This is a genomic window from Ferruginibacter sp. (assembly GCF_031391665.1).
In the GTDB taxonomy this organism is placed as follows: Bacteria; Bacteroidota; Bacteroidia; order Chitinophagales; family Chitinophagaceae; genus Ferruginibacter.
Map to the genome: position 1 here is coordinate 1 of NZ_JANMUN010000202.1, position 22381 is coordinate 22381.

General features: G+C 35.4%; 21 protein-coding genes. 8 read left to right on the top strand and 13 right to left on the bottom strand.

The features are described from left to right. Nucleotides 1-27: 27 nt before the first annotated feature. The 4 genes from ACY651_RS14790 to ACY651_RS14805 are packed head-to-tail and all read right to left on the bottom strand — an operon-like array spanning nucleotide 28 to nucleotide 2514. A complete protein-coding gene (locus ACY651_RS14790; protein ID WP_462254096.1) occupies nucleotides 28-639 on the bottom strand; it encodes an alpha-ketoglutarate-dependent dioxygenase AlkB family protein in 612 nt (203 codons plus the stop codon). Further along, entirely contained in the window at nucleotides 623-871 is a 249-nt protein-coding gene (locus tag ACY651_RS14795; RefSeq protein WP_462254098.1) for an Ada metal-binding domain-containing protein, read from the bottom strand. The genes ACY651_RS14790 and ACY651_RS14795 overlap by 17 nt, the downstream gene beginning before the upstream one ends. A 14-nt stretch (nucleotides 872-885) precedes the next feature. Further along, complete coding sequence (locus ACY651_RS14800) at nucleotides 886-1608, bottom strand: alpha/beta fold hydrolase (RefSeq protein WP_462254100.1); 723 nt, start codon at nucleotides 1606-1608, stop codon at nucleotides 886-888. 60 nt (nucleotides 1609-1668) lie between these two features. Continuing rightward, nucleotides 1669-2514: a methylated-DNA--[protein]-cysteine S-methyltransferase gene (locus ACY651_RS14805; protein WP_462254102.1), complete on the bottom strand. Its 846-nt coding sequence runs from the start codon at nucleotides 2512-2514 to the stop codon at nucleotides 1669-1671. Between the two features lie 191 nt (nucleotides 2515-2705). On the opposite strand from ACY651_RS14805, the gene ACY651_RS14810 reads away from it, so the two are divergent. After that, on the top strand, nucleotides 2706-4760 hold the full coding sequence (locus tag ACY651_RS14810; protein WP_462254104.1) for a penicillin acylase family protein: 2055 nt from the start codon (nucleotides 2706-2708) through the stop codon (nucleotides 4758-4760). Here the strand turns inward: ACY651_RS14810 and ACY651_RS14815 are convergent, their stop codons facing one another. Together ACY651_RS14815 and ACY651_RS14820 are read right to left on the bottom strand one after the other, a co-directional pair. After that, nucleotides 4761-8243, bottom strand: a complete 3483-nt coding sequence (locus ACY651_RS14815) for a TraB/GumN family protein (protein WP_462254106.1) — start codon at nucleotides 8241-8243, stop codon at nucleotides 4761-4763. 9 nt (nucleotides 8244-8252) lie between these two features. After that, a complete protein-coding gene (locus ACY651_RS14820) occupies nucleotides 8253-9533 on the bottom strand; it encodes an aspartate aminotransferase family protein (RefSeq protein WP_462254108.1) in 1281 nt (426 codons plus the stop codon). 374 nt (nucleotides 9534-9907) lie between these two features. On the opposite strand from ACY651_RS14820, the gene ACY651_RS14825 reads away from it, so the two are divergent. The 3 genes from ACY651_RS14825 to ACY651_RS14835 all read left to right on the top strand — a co-directional run bounded on the left by ACY651_RS14825 (nucleotide 9908) and on the right by ACY651_RS14835 (nucleotide 11353). Further along, nucleotides 9908-10510: a gamma carbonic anhydrase family protein gene (locus tag ACY651_RS14825; RefSeq protein ID WP_462254110.1), complete on the top strand. Its 603-nt coding sequence runs from the start codon at nucleotides 9908-9910 to the stop codon at nucleotides 10508-10510. 260 nt (nucleotides 10511-10770) lie between these two features. Beyond that, nucleotides 10771-10965 (top strand): hypothetical protein, encoded by a 195-nt coding sequence (locus ACY651_RS14830; RefSeq protein ID WP_462254112.1) that lies wholly within the window; start codon nucleotides 10771-10773, stop codon nucleotides 10963-10965. 85 nt (nucleotides 10966-11050) lie between these two features. After that, complete coding sequence (locus tag ACY651_RS14835; RefSeq protein WP_462220883.1) at nucleotides 11051-11353, top strand: hypothetical protein; 303 nt, start codon at nucleotides 11051-11053, stop codon at nucleotides 11351-11353. A gap of 95 nt (nucleotides 11354-11448) precedes the next feature. On the opposite strand, the gene rsgA is transcribed toward ACY651_RS14835, so the two are convergent. The 5 genes from rsgA to ACY651_RS14860 all read right to left on the bottom strand — a co-directional run bounded on the left by rsgA (nucleotide 11449) and on the right by ACY651_RS14860 (nucleotide 16492). Continuing rightward, nucleotides 11449-12372, bottom strand: coding sequence for a ribosome small subunit-dependent GTPase A (rsgA, locus tag ACY651_RS14840; RefSeq protein ID WP_462254114.1), 924 nt, complete (start codon nucleotides 12370-12372; stop codon nucleotides 11449-11451). Nucleotides 12373-12463: 91 nt separating this feature from the next. Continuing rightward, entirely contained in the window at nucleotides 12464-13465 is a 1002-nt protein-coding gene (locus ACY651_RS14845; RefSeq protein WP_462254116.1) for a vWA domain-containing protein, read from the bottom strand. Nucleotides 13466-13471: 6 nt separating this feature from the next. Further along, nucleotides 13472-14425: a hypothetical protein gene (locus ACY651_RS14850; RefSeq protein ID WP_462254118.1), complete on the bottom strand. Its 954-nt coding sequence runs from the start codon at nucleotides 14423-14425 to the stop codon at nucleotides 13472-13474. 35 nt (nucleotides 14426-14460) lie between these two features. Continuing rightward, nucleotides 14461-15396, bottom strand: a complete 936-nt coding sequence (locus ACY651_RS14855; protein WP_462219999.1) for a DUF58 domain-containing protein — start codon at nucleotides 15394-15396, stop codon at nucleotides 14461-14463. 67 nt (nucleotides 15397-15463) lie between these two features. Continuing rightward, on the bottom strand, nucleotides 15464-16492 hold the full coding sequence (locus tag ACY651_RS14860; protein WP_462254120.1) for an AAA family ATPase: 1029 nt from the start codon (nucleotides 16490-16492) through the stop codon (nucleotides 15464-15466). Nucleotides 16493-16850: 358 nt separating this feature from the next. Here ACY651_RS14860 and ACY651_RS14865 point away from each other — a divergent pair, with 358 nt between their 5' ends. Continuing rightward, the gene (locus ACY651_RS14865; protein ID WP_462254122.1) at nucleotides 16851-17183 is read left to right on the top strand and encodes a YbjQ family protein; all 333 of its coding nucleotides are present in this window, start codon (nucleotides 16851-16853) and stop codon (nucleotides 17181-17183) included. A 41-nt stretch (nucleotides 17184-17224) separates the two neighbouring features. Beyond that, nucleotides 17225-17413 (top strand): hypothetical protein, encoded by a 189-nt coding sequence (locus tag ACY651_RS14870; protein ID WP_462254124.1) that lies wholly within the window; start codon nucleotides 17225-17227, stop codon nucleotides 17411-17413. Here the strand turns inward: ACY651_RS14870 and ACY651_RS14875 are convergent. Next, the gene (locus ACY651_RS14875) at nucleotides 17410-19092 is read right to left on the bottom strand and encodes an NAD+ synthase (protein ID WP_462254126.1); all 1683 of its coding nucleotides are present in this window, start codon (nucleotides 19090-19092) and stop codon (nucleotides 17410-17412) included. The genes ACY651_RS14870 and ACY651_RS14875 overlap by 4 nt on opposite strands. A gap of 84 nt (nucleotides 19093-19176) precedes the next feature. Between ACY651_RS14875 and gldB the strand changes: the two genes are divergently transcribed. Further along, on the top strand, nucleotides 19177-20190 hold the full coding sequence (gene gldB, locus ACY651_RS14880; protein WP_462254128.1) for a gliding motility lipoprotein GldB: 1014 nt from the start codon (nucleotides 19177-19179) through the stop codon (nucleotides 20188-20190). Nucleotides 20191-20213: 23 nt separating this feature from the next. Further along, nucleotides 20214-21014 (top strand): alpha/beta hydrolase, encoded by an 801-nt coding sequence (locus ACY651_RS14885; RefSeq protein ID WP_462254131.1) that lies wholly within the window; start codon nucleotides 20214-20216, stop codon nucleotides 21012-21014. Between the two features lie 112 nt (nucleotides 21015-21126). On the opposite strand, the gene ACY651_RS14890 is transcribed toward ACY651_RS14885, so the two are convergent. Next, entirely contained in the window at nucleotides 21127-22227 is a 1101-nt protein-coding gene (locus ACY651_RS14890) for a fatty acid desaturase family protein (RefSeq protein WP_462254133.1), read from the bottom strand. Nucleotides 22228-22381 lie beyond the last annotated feature (154 nt).

Consider the following 22381-nt stretch of genomic DNA (forward strand, 5'->3'; position numbering starts at 1 on the left):
CGGGGTGACTCACCCCCAACGGGTGAGTCACCCCGTAAAAATTGTTCTAAATGTAAGGTTTACCCTTGGCTGATGTATTTTTTTTGTAGGAGGTAATCGATGTAACCAGTTGGTTTGTGTAGCACCTTTCATAACAAGCAAACTACCGTTTTCTAATAAAACGGATACTGTTTCCTTAGTTTGCTTATGCTTGAAAGAAAATTTTCTTTCAGCCCCAAAACTTAATGAAGCAATGGCGCCATTTTTTGCTAAAGTTTTTTCATCATCACTGTGCCATGCCATGCCCTCATCACCATTGTGATATAAATTCAACAGGCAGGAATTATAAGTTGCCTGCGAAAGTTCTTCTGCCCTATTTTTTAATTCCAGTAATGCCGCTGTCCAAGGCAGTGCGTATTTGGTAGCGTTGGAATAAGTGTAAGCATAATTACTATCGCCATACCATGCAGCTTTGCGTTTGGTAATAATGTGCTTATTAAAAATTATGGCTTCGTCATTTTTCCATTCAATGGTGTTTAATAAAGTATTATAATAAGATAACGCTGTATTATTATCCATTACCGGTCCATAATAATTTACGATACCATCATTAGGCAACAAATTAACAGCAGGGTCAATTAAATTAGAAAACAGATCCATCTTTCCAGTTTTTATATTTTTCTTTCATACAATGTCCACAGGGCCGGTAGCCGTTTTTAATTGCAGTTTTTTCTGATTCAAAAAAAACACGGTTTTCTTTTTTCATTCTTTTGCCCGATTTGCAGGATAACAATCCATAAATTTTTAAATTCTGGTTTCCTGCTAAAATAATTTCCTTTTTCCGTATGGCGGTTCTTAAGATAACAGCAGATATCTTATTATGTTTTATCAATTGAAAAAAATTAATTATGCTGATGCAATTTCGCAAATAATCGCTACTAATTCATTTGGCTTGCTAAAAAAAGGAGAATGACTGGTATCCATACTATAAACTTTTTTGCAGGGCATTTCTGTGTACATCTTTTTTTGAATAAAAGGAGTTACAGCTTTGTCTGCTGTACATTCAATATAAAATCTGGGTACTGTGTGATAGTTTTGATTGGTGAGTTGCAATGGTGTAATGCCCGATTCAACCGGCTCATGGCTTAATAATAATTTTGCCAGTTCAACAATGTTATCATCACAATCATGATATAATCCTTCTTTATAAATTTGATGTTGCAATGTTGTAGCATTCAGTTTATCGTGTAAGGTTACAAAAGGTTTTAAAACGCCCTCTGTATCCTGTACAGAATATTCTCTTTGCGTTTTACCGTTGGGTATTAAATAAGCAGCGAGGTAAATTAATTTTTCAATTTTATCAGGCCGGTATTCAGCAGCCTGCGAAATCATGATACCATTTTTACTATGCCCAACCAAAATCACTTTACCATCAATGCTGTCTATTAGCTCACAAATTTTTTGAACTGTTGATTGCATTTTCACTTCGCTTATTGGAGTTTTATCCCTGCCCATACCTGGTAAGTCTATTGCAATGGCCCTATGTCCTTGCTTTTCTAAAAGAGGAATTACTTTATGCCAGTTCCAGGCGCTGTGCCACGAACCATGAATTAAAATAAATGTTTTCATTATTATTATTGTTACTGCAAAAGTGAATTAACTCATAAGAATTTAAAACCCGTTTCTTGCTTACTGCATCTGTGTTTGTGCAGCTTCCCAACCAATGATTGCTGTTTTTCTTGTTGGGCCCCACATGTAACCGCCAAATGTACCAGTAGATTGTATAACACGATGACAGGGAATTAAAAAAGCAACAGGATTACTGCCAATAGCTGTGCCTACTGCTCTTGAAGCATTGGGGTTTTTAATTTGTGCTGCAATATTTCCATAGGTAGATAATTGACCCATCGGAATTTTCAACAGTGTTTCCCAAACTTTTAATTGAAAATCGGTACCCTTTAAATGCAATTTTATTTGGGGAAGTTTACTCCAGTCGTGTGTAAAAATATATAACGCATTTTGCTGTATGATGTCCAGCATTTGTTTAAACCTGGCTTTAGGAAAATGATTTTGCAAATCAATTAATGCCTGCTTTTCTTCATCGGCAAATGCCATATAACAAATGCCTTTGTTTGTAGAAGCCACTAAAATATTTCCAAAAGGCGTTTCGGCATAACTGTGGTTTATAAAAAGGTTTTCGCCACCATTTTTAAATTCGCCGGGTGTCATACCTTCAATTTTTATAAACAGGTCATGTAATCTTCCTGTGCCGGAAAGCCCTGTTTCGTAAGCTGCATCAAATAATGTTGCCTGCTGATCTTTTAAAATATTTTTTGCATACTGGATGCTGGTGTATTGTAAAAATTTTTTAGGACTAACGCCTGCCCATTCTGTAAACAATCTTTGAAAATGAAAAGGGCTTAAATGAATTTTTTCGGCCACTTCATCTAAATCGGGTTGCTGTTTAAAATGAGTTTGTATGTAATCTATTGCAGCAGCAATTCTGTTATAATTAATATTTTCCTGTTCGCTCATTTTTAATAATTTTATTTAAAGCAAAAGTATTTTGTTTTAAAAAGATGTAAAACCCAAATCTTGCTGTATTGGACGAATGCATAAAATCTGTTCTTGTATTTTATCAGCTTAACAAGATCGCTCATTTTTTCTTCTTATCTTTAACTATACTAAACCGTAACCCAAAAAAAATTTAAATTTTTATTATTACAATGAGATATCATTTTTTAAGCCTTGCTTTCTTCTTTATTACCACCTCCATTTTAGCACAAACAAAAATTAACCCTGCAGCGATTGATATTGTAAGGGATAGTTTTGGTGTGCCGCACATTTTTGCTAAAACAGATGCAGAAGTTGCGTATGGCCTGGCATGGGCGGAAGCTGAAGACGATTTTGAAAGTATGCAACAGGTGGTTTTGCCTGTAAAAGGTTTAATGGGTAAAGTGCTGGGCAAAGCTGGTGCAGCGGGTGATTATGCTTTTGCGCTATTCCGCTGCAGAGAAATTACGGAAGAGAAATGGAATACACTTTCGCCTGAATTTTTAAAACTCATCGATGGTTATGTACAGGCACTAAATCATTATGCAGTTACTCATCCCAGTGTAGTATTGCATAAAAATTTATTTCCCATCACTGCTAAAGATTATATCGCTTCATCAGTTTTAGCATTAACTGTTTTTAATGGTGCAGATGGCGCCTTGCAAAGAATTTTTAATAACACAGAATGGGAAGCACCAGAGTTAAATAAAAAAGGCAGCAACTCTGCAGCCATACAAAATACCAAAACAACAACAGGCGAAGCTTTTCTTTTAATAAATGCACATCAACCCAACACCGGGCCGCAGGCATTTTACGAAGCACATATTTGCAGCGAAGAAGGTTTGAATGTAATGGGAGGATTGCTTGCAGGCGGGCCATGTATTTTACATGGTGTTAACGAAAATCTCGGTTGGGCACACACAGTAAATTTTTGCGACAGGTTAGATGAATATCAATTAGAGATGAACCCCGAAAATAATTTGCAATATAAATTTGACGGACAGTGGGTTAACCTTGAAGTAAAAACAATTAAACTTCACATCAAAGGAATTCCCATTGCAATAAAGAGAAAAGTTTACTGGAGTAAATACGGCGCCACCATGAAAAATAAGCAGGGCTTTTTTTCAATTCGCTTAGGTGCCAACATGAAGATTGGTGCACTACAGCAATGGTACGAAATGAACAAAGCAAAAAACTATACAGAGTTTTATGCAGCATTAAGCAAGCAGGAATTAAGTATGTTTAATATTATGTATGCCGATAAACATGACACCGTTTTTTATATCAACAATGCACTGATGCCTGTAAGAGATGCTTCGCCAGAATACAACTGGAAAAGAACTTTGCCCGGTAACACTTCTAAAACTTTATGGACAAATTTTAGAAACATAAAAGAATTGCCGCAATACATTAATCCCTCCAGCGGATTTTTATTTAACACCAACCATTCTTCTTTTTTAGCAACCGCAGCAGCGGATAATTTAAAGTCATCAGCCTTTGCAAAACAAGATGGATGGGAACAATATCATTTAAACAGGAGTGTACGTTTTTTAGAATTGTTTCCGCAGAATGAAAAGCTGAGTTACGAAAAATTTAAAGCGATAAAATTTGATAAGCAGTTGCCATCAGTACTGCAATACCCTTATAAAATTGACAGTATGTTTTTATTAAGTGAAACGGAATACCCTGAATATGCGGCAGTAATAACAACATTTAAAAACTGGGATAAAAGTGCCGCCGCAGAAAGTAAAGGCGCTGCGATATTTTTGTTAACGTATGAACATCTTAAAAAAACATTATCCGGGCAGGATGCCAGAAAAATTACCAAAGCTGAAGCAGTGGAAACTTTCAAGTATGTAAACAATTATTTGCAAACCAATTTTAATAGCACAGATATTACTTTAGGCGATCTGCAAAAATTAGTTAGAGGTGATAAAGCATTTTCATTAGGTGGTTTTCCGGATGTTTTAAGTCCGCAATGGACAGCACCTTATAAAAATGGCACCCTAAAATCTATTGGTGGCGATGGGCTAATTATTTTTGTACGTTTTGCAAAAGAAGGCTTACCAAAAATTGAAACCATTAATATGTACGGCGCCAGCGCTAAACCCGGTAATAAACATTTTGACGACCAGGTACAACTATATTTACAGCAAAAAACAAAAACGATGACGCTTGATAAGGTGGAGGTTTATAAGAATGCGGAGAGGGTTTATCATCCGGAATAATTATTTACTTTCATTAGAAGATTTTATTTTGTCATCTAAGTATTTTTTAAACTGTTTGTCGATTTGATTTAATTCAAGGGCTTCGTCATAATTGAAATAAATTTCAAGATCTGCATCTGCGATTTCAGCAATCTTTTTGTCTATTGCAAACCCACCGCAAATTGCAAGATGAGGTTTGATATCGTCCTCATTGTTTAGAATAACTTTATATAATAAGAAACGAAATTGTTTCCCATTTACAAATCCTGTCATTTCTTTTAAAAACTGAATACTTTTTGTTTCAACTTCATAGTCTTCCTCCAATGAAACTGCCAAATAACTTTCTGCAAATTTTTGCTGTGTATAAAATTCTTTCGGAAAAAGATTTACTTTATTAATATCTTTTAGTGAGTTATAAAAAGCCGTACGCCATGATTTATTTGAGGCGAATTTTTTAATTTCTACAATTGAAACAGGCTGATTATTTTTTAATAAAGCAAGTACAGCATTATTTTTAACCCACAAATCTGGTATTAAAACAAATTTATTAAGCCATGCATTTGCTTCTTCTGATTTAAATTTTCCTAAAAAACTAATCAATTCTGCATTAAATGGCGGAAATACATTCTCTTTATCTTTCTTAACTTTATTGTACTGATGTTTTGCTATAGAAAATACACCCTCATTGTTTTGCAAAACAATAGCAGGCTCCAGCATATTACTATCAACCAATTGATTACCTAATTTAATTATTGTACTACCCACAACTGTATCAGAATATAATTTAGTTGCTTCCGGAAAAAAACCTTTAAGCAACTCAAGCGTATCTTGCATAGCATACATTAAATTATAAACATTCCCTTTAACCGGTGGCTGATTTAGTAATAAATTTTTTAATAGCGCATAACTGTCAGAGGTTTTATTTTCAGCCAGCATTTCTAATTGCATCATTTGTATATCTGCTGTCGAATCATTTTTAACTGCATAGGTTTGTTTTACAAAATTGATTATGCTGCTATCCTGAATTTTAATAATTTCATCACCAAGGATTTCATTTATCGTTTTATAATCTTCTTCAAAATTTTTATACTTTTTTATGACTGCTTTATATAATAAAGGCAAATCTTCTTTTGTAAGACTTATATCTTTCAATACTTCCTTAGCCTTACTTACAGTTATGCTATCATTGCTGTGTAAGGCAGTAAATAATTCAGCAGCTTTATTTTTAAAAATTGAAGATGGGTAATAAACTGAAAATGCTGTGTTATTAAAAAAAATATTTGAGTTTTCTTCTTTTAAGTCTTTCGCAGTTAAATAAGCATACAGTGTGTAAAGACTATCGCCATTAAGATAAATTTTAAGTTTTTTATACAGATCTGCCCCATGAATTTTTATCAATACCTCTGCATTTTTTACTGTATCATTATGGTAAGTATAGGAAATTAATGAATCATTATACTTTTTAAAACTATTTGATCTTTCTTTAAAAAAGGAAGTGTCGGCATTGCTCCAGTAATAGAGTGAAAAACTTTCAATTTCTACTGAATAATTAGCGGCGGAATTTATGTCTCTCACCTGATACATTTGCAACCTGTCGTTATAACCATATTCAGCTGTATCGGATTTTATTTTTTCAAAGCTGGCAGGAGCATAAGTACTAAATCCGTTGTTTAAAACTTCTTTTTTAAAAGGCGTTTTAATGATTGGCTCAGGCGAAAATGAGCGAAAAAAATTTGTAACATTTGGAAAGTCTGCTCTTTCCTTTGATGATACTACCATTGGCATGTAAGTGCGGTTACCCCTGCGTATAAGATATCCCTGCAAAACAAATTCGGCATTATTTTGTGTTTGCAAAGCCACAAAATGACAGGCAGTATAATCTTTAAAAGATAAAGTAGAAAATTCCTTTACTTTATTACCTGTATAAACATTTAAGTTTTTTTTGTACTCCTCAAAATAAAGACTGTCACTTTCTATAAAAAATCCAGGCTTTGTTTCTTTTTCCGCAACCATATAATAACTGCCATCTGAGTAATCAATCATAGAGTAATTGTCAAATTCAACCCCTTCTTCATCTTTTTGTTTACTCTCAACAATTTTGCCCGGAGCCATCATGCTAAAGGCATTTCTTGCATTCACAAATTTTTGCCAGTTGTTTTTACCTGCAATATTTTCTTCGTTAAAAAACAAAGAGGTAAAAAATTTTTCTGCATTATCAGTATATAATTCACCCCCTTCTTTTACACCGAAAATTACCATGAAGAGTTTATTTTCTTTAATAATAATCCGATACCTGTATTCCCCCTGTCCTTTTTGCAAAGCATGCATTTCTATCCCGCTGCAATTTTTATACTGAATATTTTTCAAACTCTTTACTTCATAATTATTTTTTTTGTACGTCTCTATAAGCCTGTGGAAAATTGTGTCAGCATTTGTTTCATCGCCGGGCAAAGTAGTAACAGCCAAACCATATACACTTAAGTCTGTAACATCAATATACATTTTCATCGGCAAAACTTTTTCTGCCATTAAAGGGGTAGGATTGCCCGGCATTTGCACCTGGCACATTTTATTTTCGTCTTCTACCGTTATCCAGGGAATTTCCTTAACTGTGTATTTATAAGCTTCTGGTGCAATAATATTTCCTGATAAAACAGGCTCAACTAAGAGACCCCGTTGCTGCAATAAAGTTATTACACCGCTATCGCCGGGTAAGTGTGCCGCTCCGACTGCAAAAAAACTGCTTCTGATCTGTAGCAGACTGTCCATACGCACAGCCATCTTTTTATTTCTTTTTATTAAAAGTAAATCTTCAAATGATTTATTAAAATCTCCATTTACCATGTTATCTAAAGAACTCAAGTCCTTATCGAGATATATTTTTTTCATCCGCTCTAAATAATTAATTTGTACAGCGGTATCGTTTTTTATAAAATCATCAATATTAAATTTGCCGATCTCATTTACAACTTCAAACTGGTCTGCCACGTCTTCAATACCAACAGTAATCTTGCCCTGCTTACGGGCAATAGAAAAAAGATACAAATCCATTATAGCGGGCATATCATCGGCACGTTTTGGCGTATACTTTAAACGCCTCCTTTCTTCCGCCAATTTTCTAGCGGTAATTTTATCGGCAGGGATTTTTAATTTTTTTTCCAGCTGCTTAGATATTTTTTTATACTCACTCTCATTTAAAATATTTTTTAAAAAATCTGACGTATCTTTTTTTTGCAGAGCAAGTATCATGCTATCCATCATTTCATCGGGATTAATTTCCATTGCAAAGGCATCTGTTTTTTCGATAGCATTGTACAAAGAATCTGTAAAGAAAAAAAGTCTCCTGTCCTGTACATGCATAGTGCCAAATAAATAAGACGGCTGTAAAAGGTTTTTACCGGTTATTTTCCAAAGCAAAGTGGAGGGATATTTTTTTTGGGCACAAACTAAATTACTAAAAAATAAGAGTACGACGATAATTCGAAGGGAGCGGTTTAAAGGCATGTGTAGGTTTTAAAGTTTAATATTACTGAAAATATTCGAAATAGCACTGCAAGCCCTCCTTATTTCCTCCTCACTAATCACCAATGGCGGCACAATCCTTAAACAATTACTGGCAAACAAAAACCAATCAGTAAAAACACCCTGTAAAATTAATTCGTCAATAATTTTTTTATTGGTTTCAAAATTTTCAAACTCTATAGCAATCATTAAGCCGCAACTGCGTATTTTAAAGCGTCTTGACGGCTTGAAGCCGTCAGACGCTTTGCTCAAACCGTCTGACCCCTGTGTAAACAACTTTACAAATAAATCTGATTTTTCTTTTACGCCTTCAATTAATTTTTCATCCAGCAATACTTTAAAAGCGGCTAAGCCTGCAGCACAGCAAACCGGGTGGCCACCAAATGTATTAATATGCCCCAGCACGGGATTATGAGACAGGCTGTCCATAATTTTTTTATCGGCAATAAAAGCACCTAACGGCATACCGCCACCTAAAGCTTTACCCAATAATAAAATATCGGGCACCACATTAAATTGTTCAAAAGCCCACAGCGTTCCGTTGCGGCCAAAGCCACATTGTATTTCATCTAAAACTAACAAAGTTCCGGTTACTGTACATCTTTCTCTCAGCGCTTTCAGCCAATTATTTTTCGGTACTACAACTCCGGCTTCGGCCTGCACTGTTTCTGCAATTACACAGGCTGTGTGTTTGGTAATGTTTTCTAAATCTTCAAAAGAATTATAATTCAGCTGCATGGTATCGGGCAGCAATGGCCGAAATGCATTGCGCCAGTACTCATCTCCCATTATACTTAATGCACCCTGTGTGCTGCCGTGGTAACTGTTTTTAAAAGAAATAATTTGTGTACGGCCGCTGCAACGCTTGGCTAATTTCATAGCGCCTTCTGTTGCCTCGCTGCCACTGGCGGTAAAAAAAACGGAATTTAATGAAGCAGGTAAATGTTGGGTAAGCATTGTGGCGTATTGCACCTGCGGACTTTGCACCAACTCGCCATATACCATAATGTGCAGGTAATCGTCTAATTGTTTTTTTATGGCTTCAATAACTTTTGGGTGGCGATGGCCCACATTGCAAACACTTATGCCGCCAATTAAATCAATATATTCTTTTCCGGCTGCATCAAATAATTTACTGCCTTCGGCTTTTACAATTTCTAAAGCTAAAGGTGCTTCGGAAGTTTGACCTACATGATTTAAAAAAAGCTGGCGGTTAGAGCCCCCTGTCCCCCTGAAGGGGGAACTTAGATTGTTACTATCTTCATTGTTCATATTAACTCAAAGTTCGTAAAGCAAAGGGATGTTTTAAAATGAAATATCTTTTTGATTAGTAAATTGCAGTGTTATCTCTTTTACAAATATGGCAGGCATAATTGTATCCAAATAAAAGCACTAAAAATATCAGTAGCTGTAATTCTTTGCAGTAAAGGGTTACAGCGAAAATGTATAAATGCAATAAAAAGATTTGGCAGGCACAATTAGAAATTTAAAAATAAAAAAATCGTGTTTGCTATACCTGCCACATAATAAAGCTTAGTAAAGATATGTCGTACAAGAGTGCGACGCCAATGAAGCTAAATAGAAATATAAAAGTTGGGTTAAAAAAAATAAAAATTGCCGAAGGCAAATAAAAAACTTTACAAAAAATGAGCGAACAAGAAAAAGCAGACAGTTTGAATAACTCCCCTTCTCCGCAGGATGCCGTGCAAGGGAATGCAGGCAAGCCACTAATTCTTCCTGTAAAAGGAGTAATGCCCACCATGGGTAACAATTGTTTTGTAGCGCCTAATGCCACTATTGTTGGCGATGTGGTAATGGGTGATGAGTGCAGCGTTTGGTTTAATACCGTATTGCGTGGCGACGTAAATTTCATCCGCATGGGTAACAGGGTAAATGTGCAGGATGGCGCTGTAATACACTGTACTTACCAAAAAACGGGCACTTCTATTGGAAATAATGTTAGCATCGGACACAATGCAATTGTACATGGATGCGTTATAGATGATAATGTGCTGGTAGGCATGGGTGCGATTGTAATGGACAATGCCCATATTGGAAGCAACAGTATTATAGCCGCAGGTGCGGTAGTGCTTGAAAATACTAATGTGGAACCGGGTACTATTTATGCCGGCATTCCTGCAAAAAAAGTAAAAGACATTAGCCAGGAACTGATACATGGGGAGATAGAAAGAATTGCGAATAATTATGTGATGTATAGTGGGTGGTTTGAAGCCCCCTCCGCCCCCTAAAGGGGGAACCAAGTAGAAGATTAAGCTGGAGATGAAGTAGAATAATGTGGTAATTTAAAACTGCCCATTCGAGTTCCTTCTCCTAAAGGAGTCCCGATTTATCGGGAGGGATGAGGTTTTTTTGGAGACGGGCAATACTACCTTGATTGGACAACAGTGGCAGAGTTTATCCTGAGGAACGAAGGACTCCGTTCAACATAGAATATCTATTTAACTTTTATTAAAGCGTAGATAAAGGAGAAAAAAATTATCTTTAAACAATGAAAAAAATAGTTGTAGCCATATTTTGTATTTCGTTTTTATTAAGCGGATGCTTTATAACAAATATTTTTAGAAAGAAAGATAAATATGGTTGTCCCAGTGATGGCCGAAATGTGGGTGCCGAAAAAATATTAGCCGGCGAAAAAGCGAAGAAAGCAAAATACAAAGGCGGCAAAAAAGCTGTTGGAGAATAATGGTTTTATGCGGCGGTTTTTTTTACTACCGGTTTATTATATTATAATAACGATTACCCTATATTGAAAATTTAAATCAAACTCTATGTGTTACCAACTGAAAACGTCTAATGGCGCTACCGAAGCAGTTATTGATGACAACTGCGGCATCTCTAAATTTTACGCCATTGCCACCACCCTGGCAGAAGAATTACAGGTAAAATTTTTAAACCAAATTGATGATGCAGAATCTTTAGACTGGGATTTTCAGTACAAAGACAATTTTTTAACCCTGCACTACAGCATTTTTAATGGCGTAAGTATTTTACCCCAGCATTTAAAGAGTGTAAAAAAAGACAGTAACGCTGTAATGGAAGTGGCTAATTATTTGGAGCGTATGGCGTATTGATGTATGATATAGGATGTATGATTTATGATTTTAAGAGTATATAATAAATACAAACTGTTACCCTCAAAAGAAGTCATAAATCAGACATCATAAATCTAAAATCTTTCTTCAATGCTTTCTAAAATATTGCAGTAGCTGATATAACGATCCATTGAAATAGCATTATTTTCAACGGCTGCTTTTACGGCGCAGTTAGGTTCGTTAGTGTGCATACAGTTATTAAACTGGCAATCGTTAATTAAAGCCCTCATCTCCGGAAAATAATGCGACAGTTCCTGTTTAGGAATATCTACCAAACCTAATTCTCTTATTCCGGGTGTATCAATAATTTTTCCTCCAAAAGGCACATCAAACATTTCGGCAAAGGTTGTGGTGTGTAAACCTTTACCACTCCAGCCGCTAACGTCCTGCGTTTTTAATTTCATCTCAGGAAAAATCTTATTTAAAAAAGATGATTTACCCACGCCGCTGTGGCCGCTTAACAGTGTAACCTTATCTTTTAATAATGTTTTTACATCTTCCACGCCTTCATTAGTTTCAACACTTATTTTTTTTACAGTGTAGCCAATAGTTTCATACATGTTTTTTAACAGTTCAAACTTTTCTTCTTCTTTCGTTTTATACAGATCGGCTTTATTAAAAACAATAATGGTGGGTATATGAAAACTTTCGGAAGAAATTAAAAACCTGTCTATAAAACCCTGCGATGTTTTAGGGTCTTTTAATGTGGCAAATAAAAGCGACTGATCTAAATTAGAAGATATAATATGGTGCTGGTGTTTATTAGCCGGAGATGTACGGGTGATATAATTTTTTCTGTCGTAAATTTTGGTGATGGTAGCACCACTTTCTAATTCATTTTCAATTTCTATTTCTACAGCATCGCCTACAGCAATAGGATTAGTGCTGGTAAGACCGTCAATTTTAAATTTGCCGAGCATACGGGCATTAAACTGTTTACCACTATGATCTTTAACAACATACCAACTGCCGGTAGATTTATAAACGGTTGCATTCATTACCGGCAAATTTCACGAATTAAAATGAATTACACTAATTAAGAAGTCCTGCTAGGTCGCATTGGCAAATTTTAAGAATAGCCTTAAAAATTTATGGAAATTTTCTAAACACTGTAAACCGCAATATTACTTCAAGCAGCAGCAAAGCCAATGCGGCCATTACAAAAGGAAAAAATTTTTCAGTATATCTTGTTAAGGTAGATATCTCCACTTTTGTTTTTTCCAGGCGGTCAATTTCAGTATAAATATTGGTAAGGCCATCATTATCTTTTGCCCTGAAATATTTACCACCAGTTTCTGAAGCTATTTCTTTCATCAACTTTTCATCAATAGTAACTTTTACGTTTTGCATTTGTACACCCAGCGGTGTATTAAAAGGTTGCGGTGCATACCCATCAGTGCCTACACCAATGGTATAAACTTTTACAGCAAATGCTTTTGCAATTTCTTTGGCTGTTTTAGGGTCAATCAATCCGCCATTATTTTCTCCATCGGTTAATAAAATAATTACTTTACTTTTCCCTTTGCTGTTTCTAATTCTGTCCACACTTGTGCTAAGGCCGCTTCCAATTGCAGTTCCATCTTCCAAAAGCCCGTTATGAATATTTTCAATAGCAGTTAACAAAACGCCATGATCGGTGGTAATGGGGCATTGCGTAAAACTTTCTCCGGCAAAAATTACTACTCCAATTCTGTCGGTAGTTCTTTTATTTACAAAATCGGCGGCTACGGCTTTGGCGGCTTCCAGCCGGTTAGGTTTTAAATCTTGCGCCGTCATGCTGCCGCTAACATCAATACATAAAATTATATCCACACCTTCGCCTTCGGTTTGTTGTAAATCGTTTTTAGTTTGTGGTTTTGCCAATGCAATTATAATACAGCTTAATGCCAGCAATCTTATTATAAATGGCAAGTGGCGTAAAGAAGTTTTTGCTGATGATAACCCTTTTGCAGCAGCATCCGAAATAATAACAGAACCCTGCTGTTTATTATTTTTAATACTGTACCAGAAAACTAAAAATAACAGCAGTGCAAACAGCGCAAAAAACCATGGCTGTGCAAAAGTTAAATTATCAAAATAGTCGAATAGCACTGTTGTTTATGATTTATTGTTTGTTGTGGGTTGTTGTATAAATTGTATGGTGTCTTTTATTTTACCAAGGCACTCTTCACTTTCAATTGCTGTGGGCAAATATTTTGCAAATTTTACAGCATCGCCACAACGCAATGCAGTTGCGGTGTTAGTAATTTTATCTGTTGGCAAATTATTGGTTGATAAGTGAACGAGTGTATCGCCGGTTGTTTTATTCATAATGCTCGCCCGCTGCTTACGGCTTATAAACCATTTAAAAATTTCTGCAAGCCTTGCATGATACTGTTTTATATCTGCCGGATTTTGCAAATTCAGTTGTTTCAATTTTTCTATCGATTGCAAGGCTTCTTCATAAGGTGTTAGTTTACCCGTAAATGCTGTAACAGGATCTTTCTTCCGGTTTTTAAAATACCGCCATATTAAGATTGCAATTATTAATAACAATAGAACTCCCCCCGCAACATAATACCAAAAATAATTTTTTATGGTTACCTCCATTATAGGTTTAATATCTCTTAATTGATTGGTAGAATCGGCAGGTGAGTAACCAACATTTACAGCAATGGAATCGGTGTAAAGATTTGTTTTTACATTACTGTTTAAAGGATCTACATTAATAACAAACGAAGGTGTGTTCCATCTGCCCGAGTCGAAGCTGGTAAATGTAATAATTTGCTCAATAACGGTATTATTATTTTCGGATAGCGAATCAATACTGCCTCTTTCCACCACTTCAAAATGTGCGACAGAATCGGGTACTTTAAACCAATGCACCCTGTAACTTCCTGTAGGGATGGTTGCTCTTACTTTATACTGTATTTGTTCGCCAATTAAAATATCAGTTTTATCAATATCAGTTTTTACTGAAGGCGCCTGTGCAAAAGTGTTTTGTATGCAAAATGAAAAACATGTTAATGCTAAAATAATTATTACGCTCAATTTTATCCTTCTCTTACTCATTATTAATTATTCATTATCAATTATTCATTGATCATCTAATTTCGTTTAATAAAAAACTGCTGTAATATTTTTACATAATCATCATCTGTACGTACATGCAGCAATTCTGCTCCCGCTTTTTTAAAATGATTTTTACAAATTTCGCTTTGCTCCATAAAATGCTGCTGATAATTGTAACGCACCAATGCATTGCTGCTGTCTATCCATTTGCTTTTTTCGCTCTCGGCATCCTGTACCTGTATTAATCCTGCGTCGGGCAATTGCATGTCCATTTTATCGTACACTCTAATACCGATAACATCATGCTTGTTACCAATTACTTTCAGGTCATTATCATATCCGGTATCTAAAAAATCGCTCAATAAAAAAGCTATGCTTTTTTGCTTAACCGAAGTGGTGAAATATTTTATTGCTTCATCAAGGTTAGTGCCTTTTTTTGTTGCTTCCACGGTCAATAATTCTCTTACAATATATAAAGCATGCTGCCGGCCCTTTTTGGGCGGAATGTATTTATCAATTTTATCGCTAAAGAAAATTACGCCTACTTTATCATTATTGCTCACCGCACTAAACGTAATTACCGAAGCCATTTCCACTATCAAATCTTTTTTTTGCCGGGTAACAGTACCAAATAAATTGCTGGCGCTGGTATCTATTAATAACATCACCGTAAGCTCTCTCTCTTCTTCAAATACTTTAGTAAACGTACTGCCAAATCTTGCACTTACATTCCAGTCTATAAAACGTACATCATCGCCTGCATAATATTCTCTTACTTCTCTAAAGCTCATCCCCTTTCCTTTAAAGGCAGAATGATACTCCCCTGAAAATAAATGCGTAGTTATTTTTTTGCTTTTAATTTCCAGTTCTCTAACCTTACGCAAAATTTCTTCTGTAGTCATAGCGCCCCCAATCCCTTTAAATGGGCTTTGGTCAGTATCAGTTTTTATATCTTTTTTCTTTTTAAACAAGCGAAGTATTAAAAGTTGCTCAAATCATTTTACTCTTTGCAAGTCCCCTTTGGGGATTTAGGGGTTTTTATGGCACATTCACCACCCTCAATATCTCATCAATTATCTGTTCCACATTTACATTTTCTGCTTCGGCCTCATAAGTTAATCCAATTCTATGTCGCAATACATCTTTACAAATATGTCGCACATCTTCAGGAATTACATAACCACGTTTATTTAAAAAGGCATAAGCTTTTGATGCCAGTGCCAAATTAATACTGGCTCTCGGGCTGCCTCCAAAACCTATCAATGGTTTTAATTTTGGCAAATTATATTTATCCGGAAAACGTGTTGCAAAAACAATATCTAAAATATAGTTTTCTACTTTTTCATCCAGGTAAACTTGCCGTACCAATTCCTTCGCAGTTAATATTTCGCTGGTAGAGGCAACGGGGTTTATCGGAGGAAAACTTAATCCCAATGTATTCTGCCGAATGATCATTTGTTCTTCTGATTTAGAAGGATACCCCACAATTACTTTAAGCATAAATCTGTCCACCTGTGCTTCCGGTAAAGGATAAGTACCTTCCTGCTCAATAGGATTTTGAGTAGCCAAAACCAAAAATGGTTCGGGCAATTTGTAGGTGGTATCGCCAATGGTTACCTGCCGTTCCTGCATAGCTTCTAATAAAGCGCTTTGCACTTTTGCCGGTGCCCTGTTTATTTCATCTGCTAAAATAAAATTAGAAAATATCGGCCCTTTACGCACCATGAATTCATTTTTTGCCTGGTTGTATATCATCGTTCCTACCACATCGGCGGGTAACAGATCCGGCGTAAATTGAATACGGCTGAAAGCTGCATGCACCGTTTGCGAAAGCGATTTTATAGCAAGCGTTTTTGCAAGGCCGGGTACACCTTCCAGCAAAACGTGACCATTACTTAAAAGGCCAATCAGCAGGCGTTCAATCATTCCCTGCTGGCCAACAATTACTTTGCTTAATTCGTCATTAATTCTGGTAACAAATCCGGCTGCATGATTTATTTTTTCGTTCAGCAAACGGATGTCTTCGGCGGTTTGTAACATATATTCTTTTTTTTGGAGCCGTGCCATATCGCATTTTTCATCTTCATTGGCGTCGCACTCTTGTACAATATTTCTTTATTGAGCTTTAATGATGTTTTATTTATTGTGTTTTACTTATTATGTTTTGCAAAACAACTCATCCCCTATGGGAATTTACAAAACTTGTATTTTAAAATCTCTTAATCTCCCACAGAACCCATTTAATTAACAATCATATTTTTTTCTTCGCTACAATCTTCTCCATTTCTCTTCCCCCTCGGGGAAGGATAGGATGGGGCTGATAGGGGCACAATTTACGTACTCTCCCCTTAACAAAAATTTTGCCATCTTGATAAGCGGGGCAAAAATCTGTTAAAATCCAATTATCTTTAAGAAAACTTTTTGTATGGTAGATCAGCAATTAATTACTACTTCAAATCTATTGGAAGGTTACCGCATTTCCAAACATTTAGGCATAGTACGTGGCATTACCGTACGTAGCCGCAGCCTGCTGGGTAATATAGCCGGCGGCTTTCAAACTTTATTAGGCGGTAAAATTTCTATTTATGTTGAACTGTGTGAAAAAACAAGGGAAGAGGCTTTTCAATTAATGCTGCAGCATGCTAACGAACGTGGCGCAAACGCTATTATTAATATGCGTTACGATGCTAATGAAGTTATGAACGGCGTTACCGAAGTGCTGGCTTATGGTACGGCAGTGGTGGTGGAGAAGGTGTGATTGTGATAAAGTTTGTATATTTAATTCATAATACAAATCATATGACAAATAATATTTTGCTTTTTTCAATGCCTGGTGGAGGAGAACTAATTGTTTTACTTTTTTTAGGAATCTTTGTAATTGTTTCTCCTATATTAACGATTGTGTATTATTCTCAAGCAAAAAGGCTTAGAAGAGAAAATAAAGAGTTGGTTGAGAAATTATTGGACAGAAAGTCGCCGTTGTTTTAACTCAAATATTTCCCCACAATCGGCACTCTCCTCCCCACACCAAATGCCTTTGGCGAAATACGTATAATAGGGCAAAACTGGTTGCGCTTATATTCATTAATATTTACCATTTTTAAAACACGGTCAACCAGTGCTGCATCAAAACCCTGCGCTTTAATTTCGTTGGGACCTTGTGTTCTTTCAATGTATTGAAATAAAATTTTATCCAAAATACTGTAATCGGGTAAAGAGTCAGAATCTTTTTGCCCCGGCCTTAATTCTGCACTGGGTGCTTTTGTAATAATGTTGTTGGGAATAACTTCTTTGTTACGATTAATATATTTTGCCAGCGCATACACCTGCATTTTATAACAATCTCCCAATACACCCAGGCCTCCAGCCATATCGCCATACAGTGTTCCGTAGCCTGTTGCAAGTTCGCTTTTATTGGACGTATTTAATAAGATGTAGCTAAATTTATTAGCCAACGCCATCAATAAATTTCCTCTTGTACGACTTTGTATATTTTCTTCGGCAATGCTAAAAGGAAGGTCTTTAAAAATGGGTTTTAATTCCTGCAAAAAACTATCGTAAATATTTTTTATGGGTACAATATCATAAGGATTGTTTAAATTTTTACTTAACTGTTTGGCGTCGCTTACACTATGCCCGGTAGAATATTCTGACGGCATTAAAACCGCTCTTACGTTTTCCGCACCTAATGCTTCGCAAGCCAGTGCTAAAGTTACTGCACTGTCAATGCCTCCGCTGCTGCCTAATATAGCTTTGGTAAAACCCATCTTGGTAAAATAATCTTTAATCCCCATCACAATAGCATCATGTACCATAGCAATATTTAAATTTTCTTCTAAGCCAGCAGGATTTAATTCTTTATCAGGCACACGGCTGGCAGGTTCTATAATTGGTGCATCAATTGTGCCATCATCATTTAAAATAAAAGATTGCAACGAAGATTGAAACATAGGTAAGCTTCCACACAGATTGGCATTTTTATCAAACGCATAAGAAGCACCATCAAAAACAATTTCGGTTTGGCTGCCCACAGCATTGCAATAAAATAAAGGCAGTTTGTATTTTACAACATTAGCTTTAATGGTTGCTTTACGGTCTTCATCGTGTGTGTAATCAAATGGCGATGCTGATAAATTTATCATTACATCGGGTTGCTGTTTCATCAATTCATCCATGGGGCAAATGCGGTACATGGGGTTATTGCCCAGGTTCCAGATATCTTCACAAATTGTTACGGCCAGTTTTTTTTCTTTAAACTCCATTACCTTCCAGTCGTAAGCCGGTTCAAAATAGCGGTATTCATCAAACACATCATAATTGGGTAAACAGGTTTTATGAGCAACGGCTTTTATTTGTTTTTCAAATAACAAATAAGCACCGTTGAACAAATCTTTTCCTTCACGTACCGGGTTTCTGTCGGGTGCACCAATCAATACACCAATGGTATCGGCATGTTGTTTTATTTCATCAATGGCTGCATAACACTTGCTGATAAAATCTTCAAACTCTAAAAAATCTTTTGGCGCATAGCCGCAAACACTTAATTCACTGAATACAATTAAGTCGCCGCCCTGTTTTTTTGCTTCATCAATAGCGCAAATAATTTTTTGTGTATTACTTTCAAAGTTGCCTATGTGATAATTTTGCTGTGCTAAAAATATTTTCATGCCTCTGATCCGCTGACTGGCGGAGAATTTTATGTTTTGTTATTAAAATGATTCCTTTATTTTGTAAAGTTAAATTATTCAACAATGCGGATATTATTTGGTTTGTTATTTATAAGTATTTTAGTTTTTTCCTGCAACAGTGGCGATAAAATCCCTGATGTATCCAATGTAAAAATTGAATTAAGCACTCAGCGGTTCGAAAAAGATTTATTTACATTGGACTCTGTAAATTTTACAGCCAGTTTAGACAAGCTTATTGCTGAATATCCATCCTTTGGCGAAAATTTTTTATCTACAATTTTAGGTGCCGATCCTAAATGGAGCATCGACAGCACTGCTGCTTATGTAAAGCTTTTTATCAATCAGCACCGCAATGTTTATGATACAGCTATGCTTGTATTTAAAGATTTCTCGCCGTATGAATCGGAAATAAAAAAGGGATTGCAGTTTGTAAAATATTATTTCCCTAATTACAGGGTGCCCGATAAAATTATTACTTACATAGGCCCTCTTGATGGCTTTGGTGATATTATTGCTGACGATGCCATCTTTGTTGGTTTACATCTTCACCTGGGAAAAGATTTTTCATTGTACAAATCAGAACAGGTGCAGCAAACATATCCTGAGTACATCACTAACCGTTTTGGGCCGGATTATATTGCAGTAAATAATTTAAAAAATATTGTACTTGATATTTATCCCGAAAAATTAGAAGACAGATCTTTAGTGCAGCAAATGGTAGAGAAAGGAAAACGCTTATATATTTTAAGCAAAATTTTACCCCATGCAGATGAATACAAATTAATTGGCTATAAAAACAACCAGCTTAAAAGTGCCTATGAAAACGAAAAAATAATTTGGGATCTATTTGTACAAAATAATTTACTGCAAACCGTGGATGAAAATATTATAAAGAATTACATTGGGGAATCGCCTAAAACACAGGAACTGGGGGATGCATCACCAGGAAATATTGGCTCCTTTGCCGGCTGGCAAATTGTAAAAAAATACATGCAAAAAAATCCGGAAATTACTCTGCAAAAATTAATGGGTACAGATGCTGATACAATTTTTCAGGAAGCGAAGTATAAACCGTAGTATTATTTCAGATCACATTCTCAATGAAAAAAATAATTCTAAATATTTTTAAAATTATAGCAGTCCTGTATATTCTTATTTGTGTTTTGCTGTATTTCTTTCAGGAAAAATTAATTTTTTTCCCTGAAAAACTGGCCAAAAATTATAAATATAAGTTCACTCAAAATTTTGAGGAATTAAATTTTAATACAGCCGATAATAAATCTTTAAACGGAATTTTATTTAAGTCAGACTCCTCAAAAGGATTAATTTTTTATTTACATGGTAATGCAGGCTCTTTAAAATCCTGGGGGCAAATTGCAAAAACATACACCGACTTAAATTATGATCTTTTCATGGTAGATTATAGAGGCTATGGAAAAAGCGATGGTGAAATTAAAAATGAAAAACAATTTTATGGTGATGTGCAATTTGTATATGATAACCTAAAAAATAAATATCCTGAAAATAAGATTGTTATATTAGGATATTCAATTGGAACTGGCCCTGCCACAAAACTTGCATCAGTCAATAATTCAAAATTATTAATATTACAAGCTCCATATTACAGCCTGAAAGATATGATGCAGCACAATTACAAATTAGTACCAGCATTTATTTTAAAATACAATTTTGAAACCAATAAATTTATTAAGGAGTGTAAAATGCCGGTATTAATCTTTCATGGAAATGCAGACGAAGTTATTTATTACCAATCTTCTTTAAAACTTAAGGAACTATTTAAAAAGGAGGATACTCTAATAATTTTAAATGGGCAAAGCCATAATGGAATGAGCGAAAACGCAGAATACAAATTAGAAATAGAAAAAATATTAAGAGATTAATTGAGAGAAAATCAGCTTAAACACAAACTCAGCCTACTTTAAAATAACTAATCCCCATAATCTTCCACATTTCCCCTTTTCCGAAGGATGCTGTGCTAGGAGATAAGGACTTTTACGCCGCCACCTGCTGCTCTAAAACCAAAGGCCTTTTACCTAAAAATTTCATCACTCTAAAATGCGATCCTAAAGCCTCCCACATGGTATCGTATTTATTATAAGGTAAATTATACTCTGAACATTTTTGCATAACTATTTTGCTGATAGCCGGATAATGCACATGGCTTACTCTTGGAAATAAATGGTGCTCTATCTGGTAATTTAAGCCACCAACAAACCACGAAATAACTTTATTACCCATTGCAAAATTAGCTGTGGTTCTTATCTGGTGTTCGGCCCATGCTGTTTCAATATGTTTGGTTTCATCCAATGCTATAGTTTCAAACTCAGTGTTCTCCACCACGTGAGCCAGTTGAAATACAAGAGAAAGTGTTAAACCCATTACCGCATGCAATAACAAAAATCCTCCTAACCATGGCAGGAAACCCCATTTAACAATAGGCAGCACAATGTAAAAAGTTAAGTAGCCGATTTTAGTTGCCCAAAAAATAGCTTTATTTTTTGCCGTCATTTTCCATGCTTCGGTGGTATAAATTTTACGAGTAAAGTATTTTGTAAAATCCATAAAGAACAACCAAAAAATAGAAGACAAAGCATATACTGGCAGTAAATATAGATGCTGCACTTTATGAGCAGGTACCCACTTTTGCGATTCGCATTGACGAATGATGGGGCTTTTAGCAATATCATCATCAATACCATCAACATTAGTGTAAGTGTGATGGATAATGTTATGTTTTTGTTTCCAGAAAAAAGAACTTGCCCCTAATGCGTTTGCACTTAATCCCAATAAATCGTTAAGCATGGGTTTTGTACTGTAACTGCCATGGTTAGCATCATGCATTACACTAAAACCAATGGATGAAAATACAAAACCTAAAGCAGCACATAATAACAAAGCAGGCAACACACTCATATTAACAAACATCAGCAAACAATACATAGTTATTGCAGCGCCAATTAAAATAATAGTTTTACTAAATAACCTCCAGTCGCCAGTTTTTTTTATCTTATTTTTTTCAAAATATTCATCCACAGAAACTTTCAGGCTCTGATAAAATTCGTTGTTGCGGTTTGAAAATGTGATTTTTGACATAGCAAATTATCGGGTTGATAAAGTTCAGGGTTTACCAACGGGTTTTATTTATTAAAAAATGAGAATGGAAATTATAGGAAAGTTTTATAAAAACTCCAGCTGCATTTTCTCTGATTTACACTTAAAGGTACGTGTAAAAACAACACAAAGAACG

Excerpts from the sequence above, each read along its gene's own strand:
- ACY651_RS14870 (WP_462254124.1), top strand. The coding sequence starts at position 17,225 with ATGACAAATAATATTTTGCTTTTTTCAATGCCTGGTGGAGGAGAACTA.
- gldB (WP_462254128.1), top strand. The coding sequence starts at position 19,177 with ATGCGGATATTATTTGGTTTGTTATTTATAAGTATTTTAGTTTTTTCC.
- ACY651_RS14875 (WP_462254126.1), bottom strand. The coding sequence starts at position 19,092 with ATGAAAATATTTTTAGCACAGCAAAATTATCACATAGGCAACTTTGAA.
- ACY651_RS14815 (WP_462254106.1), bottom strand. The coding sequence starts at position 8,243 with ATGCCTTTAAACCGCTCCCTTCGAATTATCGTCGTACTCTTATTTTTT.
- ACY651_RS14810 (WP_462254104.1), top strand. The coding sequence starts at position 2,706 with ATGAGATATCATTTTTTAAGCCTTGCTTTCTTCTTTATTACCACCTCC.
- ACY651_RS14825 (WP_462254110.1), top strand. The coding sequence starts at position 9,908 with ATGAGCGAACAAGAAAAAGCAGACAGTTTGAATAACTCCCCTTCTCCG.
- ACY651_RS14820 (WP_462254108.1), bottom strand. The coding sequence starts at position 9,533 with ATGAACAATGAAGATAGTAACAATCTAAGTTCCCCCTTCAGGGGGACA.
- ACY651_RS14835 (WP_462220883.1), top strand. The coding sequence starts at position 11,051 with ATGTGTTACCAACTGAAAACGTCTAATGGCGCTACCGAAGCAGTTATT.
- ACY651_RS14800 (WP_462254100.1), bottom strand. The coding sequence starts at position 1,608 with ATGAAAACATTTATTTTAATTCATGGTTCGTGGCACAGCGCCTGGAAC.
- ACY651_RS14790 (WP_462254096.1), bottom strand. The coding sequence starts at position 639 with ATGGATCTGTTTTCTAATTTAATTGACCCTGCTGTTAATTTGTTGCCT.
- ACY651_RS14865 (WP_462254122.1), top strand. The coding sequence starts at position 16,851 with ATGGTAGATCAGCAATTAATTACTACTTCAAATCTATTGGAAGGTTAC.
- rsgA (WP_462254114.1), bottom strand. The coding sequence starts at position 12,372 with ATGAATGCAACCGTTTATAAATCTACCGGCAGTTGGTATGTTGTTAAA.
- ACY651_RS14860 (WP_462254120.1), bottom strand. The coding sequence starts at position 16,492 with ATGGCACGGCTCCAAAAAAAAGAATATATGTTACAAACCGCCGAAGAC.
- ACY651_RS14805 (WP_462254102.1), bottom strand. The coding sequence starts at position 2,514 with ATGAGCGAACAGGAAAATATTAATTATAACAGAATTGCTGCTGCAATA.
- ACY651_RS14850 (WP_462254118.1), bottom strand. The coding sequence starts at position 14,425 with ATGAGTAAGAGAAGGATAAAATTGAGCGTAATAATTATTTTAGCATTA.
- ACY651_RS14830 (WP_462254112.1), top strand. The coding sequence starts at position 10,771 with ATGAAAAAAATAGTTGTAGCCATATTTTGTATTTCGTTTTTATTAAGC.
- ACY651_RS14885 (WP_462254131.1), top strand. The coding sequence starts at position 20,214 with ATGAAAAAAATAATTCTAAATATTTTTAAAATTATAGCAGTCCTGTAT.
- ACY651_RS14890 (WP_462254133.1), bottom strand. The coding sequence starts at position 22,227 with ATGTCAAAAATCACATTTTCAAACCGCAACAACGAATTTTATCAGAGC.